The 12,062-nt window shown below is 45.7% G+C and carries 9 protein-coding genes; 6 read left to right on the top strand and 3 right to left on the bottom strand.

Annotated features, from left to right (window positions below; genetic code table 11):
* The first annotated feature begins 70 nt into the window (after positions 1 to 70).
* Entirely contained in the window at positions 71 to 1,894 is a 1,824-nt protein-coding gene (locus tag NL645_RS09925) for a DUF3413 domain-containing protein (protein ID WP_253651644.1), read from the top strand.
* Between the two features lie 75 nt (positions 1,895 to 1,969).
* On the opposite strand, the gene NL645_RS09920 is transcribed toward NL645_RS09925, so the two are convergent.
* Positions 1,970 to 2,944, bottom strand: coding sequence for a TDT family transporter (locus NL645_RS09920; protein ID WP_104974866.1), 975 nt, complete (start codon positions 2,942 to 2,944; stop codon positions 1,970 to 1,972).
* Positions 2,945 to 3,053: 109 nt separating this feature from the next.
* Between NL645_RS09920 and NL645_RS09915 the strand changes: the two genes are divergently transcribed.
* The 3 genes from NL645_RS09915 to dapD all read left to right on the top strand — a co-directional run bounded on the left by NL645_RS09915 (position 3,054) and on the right by dapD (position 5,766).
* Positions 3,054 to 3,980: a LysR substrate-binding domain-containing protein gene (locus NL645_RS09915; protein WP_124008453.1), complete on the top strand. Its 927-nt coding sequence runs from the start codon at positions 3,054 to 3,056 to the stop codon at positions 3,978 to 3,980.
* A 128-nt stretch (positions 3,981 to 4,108) separates the two neighbouring features.
* Positions 4,109 to 4,405 carry a YebG family protein gene (locus NL645_RS09910; RefSeq protein ID WP_041852896.1) on the top strand — a complete coding sequence of 99 codons (297 nt, stop codon included), beginning with the start codon at positions 4,109 to 4,111 and terminating at the stop codon, positions 4,403 to 4,405.
* A 329-nt stretch (positions 4,406 to 4,734) separates the two neighbouring features.
* Positions 4,735 to 5,766 carry a 2,3,4,5-tetrahydropyridine-2,6-dicarboxylate N-succinyltransferase gene (gene dapD / locus NL645_RS09905; protein ID WP_253651643.1) on the top strand — a complete coding sequence of 344 codons (1,032 nt, stop codon included), beginning with the start codon at positions 4,735 to 4,737 and terminating at the stop codon, positions 5,764 to 5,766.
* A gap of 355 nt (positions 5,767 to 6,121) precedes the next feature.
* Here dapD and glpQ read toward each other — a convergent pair whose 3' ends face one another.
* Both glpQ and glpT read right to left on the bottom strand, forming a co-directional pair.
* Entirely contained in the window at positions 6,122 to 7,177 is a 1,056-nt protein-coding gene (gene glpQ, locus NL645_RS09900; protein ID WP_068864588.1) for a glycerophosphodiester phosphodiesterase, read from the bottom strand.
* A 56-nt stretch (positions 7,178 to 7,233) separates the two neighbouring features.
* Entirely contained in the window at positions 7,234 to 8,598 is a 1,365-nt protein-coding gene (glpT, locus tag NL645_RS09895; RefSeq protein ID WP_006742417.1) for a glycerol-3-phosphate transporter, read from the bottom strand.
* A gap of 897 nt (positions 8,599 to 9,495) precedes the next feature.
* Between glpT and NL645_RS09890 the strand changes: the two genes are divergently transcribed.
* Positions 9,496 to 10,350, top strand: coding sequence for an MIP/aquaporin family protein (locus tag NL645_RS09890; protein ID WP_046875005.1), 855 nt, complete (start codon positions 9,496 to 9,498; stop codon positions 10,348 to 10,350).
* Positions 10,351 to 10,409: 59 nt separating this feature from the next.
* On the top strand, positions 10,410 to 11,927 hold the full coding sequence (gene glpK, locus NL645_RS09885) for a glycerol kinase GlpK (protein ID WP_006742415.1): 1,518 nt from the start codon (positions 10,410 to 10,412) through the stop codon (positions 11,925 to 11,927).
* Positions 11,928 to 12,062 lie beyond the last annotated feature (135 nt).

Raw genomic sequence — 12,062 nt, 5'->3', positions numbered from 1 at the left:
GCAACTATTCCATAATAAAAAACACTGTTTTATACTCCCACTACCCATAATTTATAAACAAACAAAAAGTATGTTTCGCAAACTGTCTTCCAACAGCGCTTGGCTGATTGCTTTTTTTGCTTGCTTTGCAGTGTATCTGTCGATCGCTTGTTATCCTTTTGTGTTGTCTAACAATCAGAATGAACCACTAACCTTGTTGCAAGGTTACTATTTAGTTTCGACTCAATATGGCTGGCTGGGCTTGATCGCTCTTCCATTTATGTTGTTGAGTTTATTGCTCTCTTTTCTACCGACTCGAGCATTCAAAGGCATCGTGATCGCTATTGCGATCTGTCTATTGATCATGTTTAAAGTCGATATCCTCGTTTTTCAGCAATACAAACTTCACATCAACGCTCTATTAATCCGTATGTTTTTCGAAGGTGGCGGTGATGTCTTCGATATTTCGTGGATGAGTTGGCTTATCTTCGTCAGTGAAGTTGCCGTTCTGGTGATCGGGCTCGCCTGTACCGTTTGGGTAAGTAATAAACTGGCACAAAGCCGAGCTAAGTTCGTTTTGATCAGCGTCTGGTTTGCTGTATTGGTCAGCACACAGATGATTCATGCGTACAAAAACGCGCTTTACGACGATGAAGTCAGTCAGTTTTCGAATAACTGGCCACTTTACTACCCGCTGACGGCTCGTAAATTTATTTACAAACACGACCTAGTGGATGAGAACATTGCATCGAAGAACCGCGTAGAGTTAACCAATATTGAACGTAGCTCACTCAACTACCCGCTTGCACCCATTCAAGTGCAAAGCAAAGAGAAGCAGCCCAATGTTTTGTTTATCTTGGTTGACGCGTGGCGCTACAGTGATGCGACGCCGGAAGTCATGCCAAATGTCAGCAAGTTCGCCGAAAAGACAGTGAATTTCACACAACACATGAGCGGCGGCAACTCAACTCAAGCGGGTATTTTCAGCCTGTTTTACAGCTTGCCAGCGACCTACTGGGAAAGCTTTTACGCAAGCCAACGCTCTCCTGTTTTTATGGATACGCTGCAAGCAGAAGGATACCGCATGGGCATTTTTGGCTCAGCACCGCTCACCAGCCCGCCACTTTCTCGCACGGTATTCAAAAAAGTGTCGGACTTGACTCTGAGACAAACTGGAGAAACGGCCGTCGAGCGCGATCAGCAGATCACAGACAAGTTCATCGAGTTCCAAAAGCAGGACAGCGACAAACCGTACTTTGGTTTTCTGTTCTACGATGCCGCCCACGGCACAGTATTTCCCGAACCTGAATTTGCGAAATTCAAACCATACTGGGAACGCGTTGACCACATTTTGCTCAACAACGATTTTGACGCTTCGCTTTACCACAATCGATACAAGAACTCGTTGTACTACATCGATAGCTTGATTGGTGATGTGCTGAAAAACGTCGACTTAGACAATACCATTGTGGTAATTTCATCTGATCATGGTGAAGAGTTTAATGACCATAAGATGAACTATTGGGGCCACACGGGTAACTACAGTGACGTACAAGTGCATGTGCCTCTTTACGTGTACATGCCAAATCGTCAACCAGAGCAAATTGATTACCGCACGACCCATTTTGACGTCGTGCCAACCATGATGAATACGCTGTTTGACGTTCAAGGCACAACGAGTTCATACAGCGTTGGTCATAACTTGTTTGATAGCTCTGCCCCTCGCGATTGGTATATTGCTGGCAGCTACTACAACTATGCATTGGTCGGCAAAGAACTGATGCTTGTGGTCAATCCTGGCGGGCACTCTCAGCAACTGAATCGCCAGTTAAAAGTCGAGAAAGAACAGAAAGTTCCTGTCGATATCATTCGTCATTCTCTGGATGAGATGTCGCGATTTTACAAAAAAGGCTAGTGTCCAACATCGACGCCGATTGAAATAAAAAAGCCTCTTGGCTGTAAGACCAAGAGGCTTTTCCCTATCTGCTATTTAAGCGTGATGAGCGTGCATCAAGCGTGGCTGAATCAATAAGTTGTTGATGTATTGTAAAGCCACATAAGAGACAACAAATGTTGCCACAATCAACTCAAGACCAGCTAAGCCTCGCACTTGTTGAACATAGTGCGCAGCCAATCCTTGCAACTCCATCCAATTCGCCATTTTAAACAGCGCCGTCGCACCGATCACCATCGGGAAGGTAAACGCTGCATAGCCAGGGCTAAATGGCAGTCTAAGCAATTTAAAGAACGCGAGATATATGATGGCCGTCATCAATACCGCGATACCAAATAGCATAGCGATGATCACTGGTGATGGTGTCGCAGTGACCGTTAAGTACCCCGCCAATGATAGACTTGCTGGCGCTGCCATGATTGCCATTGTTGGTTTCGCTGCATCCGGAATTTCATGGGTAAACATGAAACGGTAAATCATCATCGGCAACATGATCGCGTACGCCACCATACCAAACATCAATGCACCTTGTGCCACTGGCGCTAACATCGGGTTGCCAGAGAAAGACACATCCGCAACGATGATACCCACTGGAGGTACAAACCAACTTGGAACCATGTGATGTAATTCAAAATCTTTGGCGCGATGGTAAACAAAGCTCACCAAGAACACGATGTGCAGAACCACCGCAATCAACCAAAGCACATCACCAGCCAATGGGTAAAAATGGCCGAGAGAGTTCGATACCACCATAGTGCCCATCGCAAATGTCGGAACCACGCTGCCCACGACCGGATGAGCAAGATCTTGTCTCAATAGATGGTTATGTAGCAAAAACTTGGTTGCCAATATAGCCAACAATATGCTCGCGATACCCGCACTAATCCACTGTCCGTAGCCATGTAATTCGGCGAAGTTTTCCCAACTCCAGCCCAAGCTTGCAATACCAAGAGCCAAACCCGCCATTGGAGTTGGCGCTCCCATTACTTTTGCTTTTGTTCTTTGAATCATGATGACCTCAACCAGACTCACTCTTGATGGAGCGTATAATACGCTTGCACTTCGTTCCGATATATCTAATTATTTAAAACAAACGTTCAAAATTACTTAACGGTGGGGTATGGCAAGTCACATTTCTCTTAAACAACTGAAAGTGTTTACGACGATCACGCAACACAAAACGCTCACAGCAGCTTCTGATAGTCTCTTTTTATCAAAAGCCGCTGTGAGCATGGCACTCTCAGAATTAGAAAAGCAGATCGGCCATCACTTGTTTGATCGTGTTAATAACCGACTGATTTTGAACCAAGAAGGTCAAAAGCTACTGCCACTGGCGGATGAATTACTCAACCGAGCCAAGGACATCGAGAGCATTTTCGATGGTGACCAAGCGCTATCGGGCCAACTTCGCATTGGTGCCAGCGACACCATTGGCAACCAAGTCGCGCCCTATTTGCTTAGCGAATTTCGTCAGCAAACGAACCATCGTTCTCAAAGCCTGTTCATTTCTAACTCTGCACAAATCTGCGACATGCTGACCGATTACGAGTTAGACATAGCCCTCATTGAAGGCAAAACACTTCACCCTGAATTGCAGTCCACCCAGTTTAGCGAAGATGAAATGTGCGTGATTTGCGCGCCCGATTACCCAGCCGCGCACGAAGGGCCAGTAAACTTAACCGAGCTAGAAAACAGTGAATGGATATTGCGAGAGGCGGGATCTGGTTCACGCGAATTTTTTATGCGCGTTGTCGCGCCGCGCTTGGAACATTGGCATGAAGCTTTTCAGCTCAATACCACCGAAGCGTTGATCAACTCAGTATCTGCTGGGCTGGGCTTAGGTTGCTTGTCACGTTTGTCTGCAGAACCTGCTATTCGTGACGGTCGCGTAAAACTGCTCGACATGCCTTTAGATATGAAACGTCGCTTCTGGCTACTGGTTCACAAAGAGAAATACCAAAGCCCACTACTCAGAACGTTTATCGAATTTTGCCAAGACTGGGAACGACCAAATAACCTTTATCTAGAGGATACACCCTCCAAGTGAAACGGAGATAGTTTAAATGCTGGTCAGTTAGTTGTACGTGTCTCTCATTCTTAGGCTTGTCGCTAGACTTAACTGGTCAAAAACTGTATAAAAAGCCAGTATCAATACACCAAGTTAGGGGACCAACCATGGCTGTAATCGTCAAGTACGTGGTAGAACGCAATGGAGAAGAGAAAATGACTTTTACCTCTAAAGCGGAAGCTGACGCATACGATAAAATGCTAGACATGGCAGACGAACTATTCACGCTGCTAGGTAAAAGTGAACTTTTAGAAGATGAAGGGAAGCAAGAAGATCTTGCGATGTACCTCGCTCAAAACAAAGAAGAAGTGCTTTACGCACTGGGTGCAAAACGCAAACCGGCACCAAAGAAAGCAAAAAAGCTTGAATCTGTAGAAGAAGACAAGCAAGAAGACGCTGCATAAGCCTCTCATTTGTTAAAGAAACGCCGCATCATGTGGCGTTTTTTATATCTGAAGGCACACATCATCATGGAAAGATCGCCCTTTCTTTCGAGCACAGATACGACAAATCGCCTTCTTTCATTTCAACAAACACCTGCTAATTGACCACCTCACAACCACATTTCTCATCAGACAGACATATCTCCCAAAAGACAAAAGGTATCCATCTACAGACTTTATCTATTTCCCCTCTTTAAACTCCCTAGCACTCTCATTATGATGGCTGACAACTTAATTATTTCTTGTCAGTGAACAGACGAGACACAAGACTCAACACATGGAGATCAACTATGGCTTTCTTTTCTCTAGCCTTTGGTACAGCGACTAAAAACCGCGATGGCAAAATCATTGAAGCGTTTTTTCCAAACCCAGTTCTTAACCCAAATGAAGAGCTTGTTAACGCACTAGCAGCAGTAGCAGGTTACGAACAAGGCAACCAAGCTATCGAGATCTCAGCTGCACAAAGCGCAGAACTTGCGGCGGCTTTCGAAGCAAACGGCGATGCAGCAAACGCATCTTTCGCAACCAAAGCAGCAGAATCAGCACAGCCGCTTGTACTGGTTATTCTAGTTACGGATGAACAACCACAATCTGTTGCTGAAGGCTTCCTAAAACTTCAACTTATCTCCAACCGTCTAGTCAAGCCACACGGCACCGTACTGGATGGCATCTTCGGTCTACTACACAACATCGCATGGACTAACGAAGGTCCAATCGACCTACCTGAACTGGCTGAGCGTCAAATCGAAGCTCGCCTAGCTGGCCGTACGCTAAGCGTAGATTGCGTAGACAAGTTCCCTAAAATGGTGGACTACGTGGTTCCAACTGGCATTCGTATCGCAGATACTTCTCGCGTACGTCTTGGTGCACACGTTGGCGAAGGCACAACGGTAATGCACGAAGGCTTCATCAACTTCAACGCGGGTACAACAGGCGTGAGCATGGTTGAAGGTCGTATCTCTGCTGGCGTAGTGGTTGGTAACGGCTCTGACATCGGCGGCGGCGCATCTATCATGGGTACGCTATCTGGCGGCGGCAAAGTTGTGGTTTCTATCGGTGAAAACTCTCTACTAGGCGCGAACGCAGGTCTTGGCTTCCCAATGGGTGACCGTTGTACTATCGAATCAGGTCTATACGTAACTGCTGGTTCAAAAGTGCGCATGCTAGATTCTGCTGGCCAAGAAGTAGAAGTAGTGAAAGCACGCGATCTTGCCGGTGTTTCTGACCTACTGTTCCGTCGTAACTCTGTAACAGGTCAAATCGAGTGTCTTGCAAACAAGAGCGCGGTTGAACTGAACAGCGAATTGCATAAAAACAACTAATAAGAATACCTAAATAACCTCGAGATGCTTGATTCAGCGAGGCTAACTTGGCTTGCAGGCGCGGCAACGAGTTGAAGATCTAGTTAATCTAAATCAAAGCTCGTTAACAAAGCATGAAAGCCAAGACAACTCGCCCTTTGGGAGCGTGTCACTATCACGATTCCCGCGTCAAATAACTTGAAAATAGCGAGCTATTTCACTTCGCCATTTTCCTTGAACTCGTATCAGTGACCACGCTCTGAACTGAGCATCTTGAAGTCATTTAGGTATTGCAGTGAATTAACCCTACGAAAAATCCCCCAACAGGAAACTGTTGGGGGATTTTTTAGCTAAAAGCAAAATGCGTGAGTGCTGATTACTGATTTAAAAAGCTGACTGCTTTATCTGGGAAATCAGTAAACAAACCATCCACTTTCACTTGGTTGTAGTACACATCCATCATGCCTTCAAAGCTGTCCGTGTACGCAGGAATGCGTCCTGGATCGGCACGGAACGTGTATGGATGCACTTGCAAGCCAGCGTCTTTTGCAGCCTTCATCAACGGCTTGATGATGATGTTGTCTTTGGTTGACTTATCATCCACCAGCATCGGCTTCCAAGGTCCAATACCTTCGGCGTAACTCGCCACTTTCTTCATGCCGTCGGCTTCGAACATCCAATCATAGCTGTATGGCGTTGCTGTATCGCCTTTGTACACCATAGTTTCGTTCCAATCGGTGTAAGCCATGAGCTGAACGAGCTTTAAATCCATGTCCATTGCGGGCATCAACTCACTGTTAATGCGTTGCAGTTCGTTCGCATCAAAACACTGCAGGTAAACTTTGTCGTCTTGCGAGTCGTAACCGTACTGCTTCAAGACTTTAAGCACCGCTTTAGAAATGTCCTTACCTTCATGACGATGGAACCAAGGCGCTTTAATTTCTGGGTAAATACCGATGTCGTAACCCAACGTCTTGTTAAGTCCTTGGATCAGCTCAATCTCTTCAGCAAACGTCGGCACGGTAAAATCCGATTTCCACATTGGGAATCGTGTCGGATAACCAGCGACCTTATTACCTTTGTCATCGATATTAAAGCCTTCAGTTACTCGCAGCGATTTGATTTCCGCCAGTGTGAAATCAATCGCGTAGTAGCGACCGTCTTTGCGTGCGCGATCAGGAAAACGCTCCGCAACATCCGTTACACGATCTAGATAATGGTCATGCAACACGACCAACTGGTCGTCTTTCGTCATTACCACATCTTGCTCTATGTAGTCAGGTTTCATTGCGTAAGCAAGCGCTTTGGCTTCTAGCGTGTGCTCAGGCAAGTAACCCGATGCGCCACGGTGTGCAATTACAAGCGGTTTCGCAATCGCACCAGCTGAGAGGCTAAGTGCTAAAAAAGTAAGACATACTGACTTTGTTTTCATTGTTATTTCCTTGATAAAGCGAAGAGGCAGTATTCCACTGCCTCTTTAAATAAATATTACGCTAGCGCTTCCTTTTCGCGCTCTTTTTGCTCGTGGTGCGCACGCTCACCTAAGAAGGCGTACATCAAACACACAATAGAAGTAATACAAGAACCAACTAAGATGATAAAGCCACCATCCCAGCCAAAGTGGTCTACCGTGTAACCCAGAATCGCGTTTGCAGCCACCGCACCACCTAAGTATCCAAATAAACCAGTAAGACCAGCAGCAGTACCGGCGGCTTTCTTCGGAGCGAGTTCAAGTGCGTACAAGCCAATCAGCATAACCGGACCATAGATTAGGAAGCCAATTGCAATCAGCGCCATCATGTCCACCATTGGGTTACCAGCAGGGTTAAACCAGTAAACCATCACTGCAACGGTCACTAACACCATAAATAAGATGCCAGCAGGTGCACGACGACCTTTGAACAATTTGTCTGAAATCCAACCACACAATAATGTGCCTGGAATGCCGGCCCATTCGTATAAGAAGTAAGCCCATGACGATTTATCTACCGAGAAATCCTTCGCTTCTTTTAGATAAACAGGTGCCCAGTCCAGTACGCCGTAGCGAATTAGGTAAACAAATGCGTTTGCAATTGCAATCGACCAAAGCAGCTTGTTGTTGAATACATACTTAAAGAAGATTTCCTTGGCTGTCATTTCTTGTTCGTGCGACTTGTCATAGTCATCAGGATAATCGTCTTTATACTCTTCGATCGGTGGCAAACCACAAGATTGAGGCGTATCGCGAACCGTCATCCAAACAAACACAGCAACCAACGTGGCGAAAAATGCAGGAACATAAAATGCAGTGCGCCAATCATCGTTAAATGCCCACAGACCAAGAATAAATAGTGGACCAATCAAACCGCCACCCACGTTGTGTGCCACGTTCCAAACCGAAACGATCTCACCACGCTCTTTACGTGACCACCAGTGCACCATGGTTCGTCCACATGCGGGCCACCCCATGCCTTGGAACCAACCGTTCAAGAAAAGCAAAATGAACATCGCAGTGACGCTGCCAGTCGCCCATGGCATAAAGCCAAAGCAAAACATCACTAATGCAGACATCAGTAGGCCGCCACTAAGGAAATAGCGAGGGTTGGAACGGTCAGATACGCTGCCCATTAGAAATTTAGAGAGACCATATGCAATGGAAACAGCTGCCAGCGCGACACCTAAGTCACCGCGGCTAAAGCCTTGCTCGATAAGATAAGGCATCGCCAAACTGAAGTTTTTACGAACCAGATAGTAACCGGCGTAGCCAACAAATATACCGATAAAGAGTTGCCAACGGAGGCGAGAGTAGGTGCTATCGATACTGCCTGGGGACAGACGATCAATGTGCGCCTTAGGTTTGAATATTCCAAACATAGGAACCTCATTATTTTGTATGCGATGGTAAAAAACACAAAAGGAGCGAACGAAACAAATAAAATCTTCGTTCGAAAGTTCATGAATTGTATTGAGTTAGGATTTTATTTCTGTGACAAATGTTGCACATGAATTAAATATAAGTAAATACAGTAAATTAGAGCGCATTAATTAGACCATCGTTCAACTTTACTCATAATTAGTTAATATGAAACTGATGTTTCAACCTCTCATTTGAGCATTCCAATTCGAAACCAATGAAACAAAGGCTCGAATAAGAACACAAATTAACCGTAAAAAGGGTGTTTCACATCCATCCTTGTTACGCGAAACCACTAAATAACTAAAAAGATGAAAAATGTTCGCGCTTAGTATCAAACGAAATAACAAAGCTAATGTTATCTGAACTCAAACCTAGACAGTGATTCACGAACACAAGACATAAACCATATTTATTTTCCTCTCCATTTTCATAATTAACACTAATTTGGATAACAAGTTCCTCTCGAGATATAAACATAGCAACGCATTTTCTTATATCACCGCTAGTCCTTGATGTACTTGACCTCGCCTTACCTCTTTAGGGTTAATTACTACGCAAAATCTGAGTAATAAATCCCCAAGCACGTAGCAGCTTCACAAAACTCCTCTTACCAGTTGTGCATTCTTTTTCACATCGGTAATTTGAGCGCTTCCAAAACACACTTCGTAGCAAAGAAGTTCTTTTCGTTGTTTTCTTTTTCGATTAAAAGATGCGCCATTTAACAAAAACGAAGACTTTGATTAACAATTTTATGCTCAAACGCTCATTTTTAACGCGCGTTTGTTTTCGCAAACGTTTATATGTGCACAATAGTATCGTGCTAGACAGGCAAAAATGATCAAAGGACTTTTAACATGACAACGAACAAACACCCCTCTCTGCTCGGAGAATGTTTGGCCGAGTTTATCGGTACAGGACTACTTATCTTCTTCGGCGTAGGCTGTGTCGCAGCCTTAGTTCTAACAGGCGCATCATTTGGACAATGGGAAATCAGTATTGTATGGGGCCTAGGTGTCGCCATCGCTATTTACTGTACTGCCGGCGTTTCAGGCGCGCACATCAACCCAGCGGTAACCATCGCACTCGCTATGTTCCATGGTTTTGATAAGGCGAAAGTGGTGCCATACATCATCGCCCAAATGCTTGGCGCATTCTGCTCTGCTGCGTTGGTTTACAGCTTATACAGCAACCTTTTCACCGACTACGAAATCGCACATAACTTCGTCCGCAGTAGCCAAGATGCACTAGCAACCGCTGGTATCTTCTCAACCTATCCACATGCTTCCCTCTCTTTCTTTGGCGCTTTTGCTGTGGAATTCGTTATCACTGCCGTGCTGATGTTTGCGATTTTGGCTTTGGGCGATGAAAATAACGGCGCTGCACGAGGTGCAATGAACCCGCTGTTAATCGGTATTTTGATTGCCGTAATCGGTGGTTCTCTTGGTCCACTAACTGGCTTCGCGATGAATCCTGCGCGCGACTTTGGACCGAAACTGTTCGCTTACTTCGCAGGCTGGGATTACGCTCTGACAGGTGCTAAAGACATTCCTTACTTTATCGTGCCTTTACTTGCTCCGATTGCAGGTGCGTGTTTTGGTGGTTGGTTGTATCCAAAAGCGATTGCGGCTTACCTTCCACAACAAGGCCACGGCTGTACAATTCCAAACCAATGTGAGACGGAAGAAGAAACAGAAGAAGCTAGAGCTTAAAACTGACGCAACTCGAACATTTACTAAAATATAAATAACGAAACAAAAGGATTCTTACCATGACTGAGCAAAAATACATTGTTGCCCTAGACCAAGGTACGACAAGCTCTCGCGCAGTAATTCTTGATCATGACGCTAACATCGTAAGCGTCGCACAGCGCGAATTTACTCAGATTTATCCAGAGGCAGGTTGGGTAGAACATGACCCAATGGAAATCTGGGCAACACAAAGCTCTACGTTGGTAGAAGCTCTAGCTAAGTCTGGCATCCGTAGCGACCAATTGGCGGCTATCGGTATTACTAACCAGCGTGAAACTACCATCGTCTGGAATAAAGAAACAGGCAAACCCGTTTACAATGCGATCGTATGGCAATGTCGCCGTACTGCTGACATCTGTGAAGATTTAAAAGCGCGTGGTCTAGAAAACTACGTACGTGACAACACAGGTTTGGTGCTTGACCCTTACTTCTCTGGCACTAAAGTGAAATGGATTCTGGACAACGTTGAGGGCGCGCGCGAAGACGCAGAAGCAGGCAAGCTGTTGTTCGGTACCGTCGATACTTGGTTAGTTTGGAAGATGACTCAAGGCCGCGTTCACGTGACCGACTACACTAACGCATCGCGTACAATGCTATTTAACATCAACGATCTATGTTGGGATCAGAAAATGTTAGATGAGCTTGGTATCCCAGCATCTATGATGCCAGAAGTAAAACGTTCATCGGAAGTTTACGGTAAGACCAACATTGGTGGTAAAGGCGGTACTCGTATTCCTATTTCTGGTATTGCTGGTGACCAACAAGCTGCGCTTTACGGCCAAATGTGTGTTGAAGCGGGTCAGGCGAAAAACACTTACGGCACGGGTTGTTTCTTGCTAATGAATACGGGCCAAGAAAAAGTCACTTCGACGCACGGCCTACTGACAACTTTGGCTTGTGGTCCGAAAGGTGAGCCTGCTTATGCGCTTGAAGGTGCCGTATTCATGGGTGGTGCTTCTATCCAATGGCTACGTGATGAATTAAAAATCCTGAACGGTGCAGAAGACTCTGAATATTTCGCAACCAAAGTGGATACCTCAAACGGCGTTTATGTCGTGCCTGCCTTTACTGGTTTAGGCGCACCATACTGGGATGCCTACGCACGTGGCACGATTGTCGGCCTTACTCGCGGCGTGAACTCAAACCACATTATCCGTGCGACTTTGGAAGGCATCGCTTACCAAACTCGTGACGTACTGGATGCGATGCAAGCCGATTCAGGTATTAAGTTGGCGAATCTTCGCGTCGATGGCGGTGCGGTAGCGAACAACTTCCTAATGCAGTTCCAATCCGATGTATTGAATACAGAAGTACACCGCCCTCAAGTAACAGAAGTGACGGCTCTTGGTGCAGCCTACCTTGCAGGCCTTGCCGTGGGTTACTGGGACAGCATTGACGAGTTGCAGAATAAAGCGGTGCTTGATCGCACGTTTGAGCCGCACGATGATGAAGAAAAGCGCAATCGTCGTTACAAGGGTTGGAAACGCGCAGTGAAATGTGCGCAAACCTGGTCTGAACTTCACGACGAAGAAGATTAATCTCACCTCCATACGAAAAAAGAGCGCCATTTGTGCGCTCTTTTTGCGCTTTGCCCCTGATTCCTGAACTCGCTTACTTCTCACAACGCGCAAATTCGAGCACAATAGAGCTTCGAATTTGAAGCATTGGCCGTT

The organism is Vibrio sp. Y51_MX_L26 (genome assembly GCF_024181935.1).
Classification (GTDB): domain Bacteria; phylum Pseudomonadota; class Gammaproteobacteria; order Enterobacterales; family Vibrionaceae; genus Vibrio; species Vibrio diabolicus.
Note: the sequence above shows the minus strand (reverse complement) of the source record. Positions and strands in the feature narration are given on the sequence as shown.

Bases quoted from the DNA above. Each gene is read 5' to 3' on its own strand.
- glpK (WP_006742415.1), top strand. From the start codon at position 10,410: ATGACTGAGCAAAAATACATTGTTGCCCTAGACCAAGGTACGACAAGC.
- NL645_RS09925 (WP_253651644.1), top strand. From the start codon at position 71: ATGTTTCGCAAACTGTCTTCCAACAGCGCTTGGCTGATTGCTTTTTTT.
- NL645_RS09920 (WP_104974866.1), bottom strand. From the start codon at position 2,944: ATGATTCAAAGAACAAAAGCAAAAGTAATGGGAGCGCCAACTCCAATG.
- NL645_RS09890 (WP_046875005.1), top strand. From the start codon at position 9,496: ATGACAACGAACAAACACCCCTCTCTGCTCGGAGAATGTTTGGCCGAG.
- NL645_RS09915 (WP_124008453.1), top strand. From the start codon at position 3,054: ATGGCAAGTCACATTTCTCTTAAACAACTGAAAGTGTTTACGACGATC.
- dapD (WP_253651643.1), top strand. From the start codon at position 4,735: ATGGCTTTCTTTTCTCTAGCCTTTGGTACAGCGACTAAAAACCGCGAT.
- glpQ (WP_068864588.1), bottom strand. From the start codon at position 7,177: ATGAAAACAAAGTCAGTATGTCTTACTTTTTTAGCACTTAGCCTCTCA.
- NL645_RS09910 (WP_041852896.1), top strand. From the start codon at position 4,109: ATGGCTGTAATCGTCAAGTACGTGGTAGAACGCAATGGAGAAGAGAAA.
- glpT (WP_006742417.1), bottom strand. From the start codon at position 8,598: ATGTTTGGAATATTCAAACCTAAGGCGCACATTGATCGTCTGTCCCCA.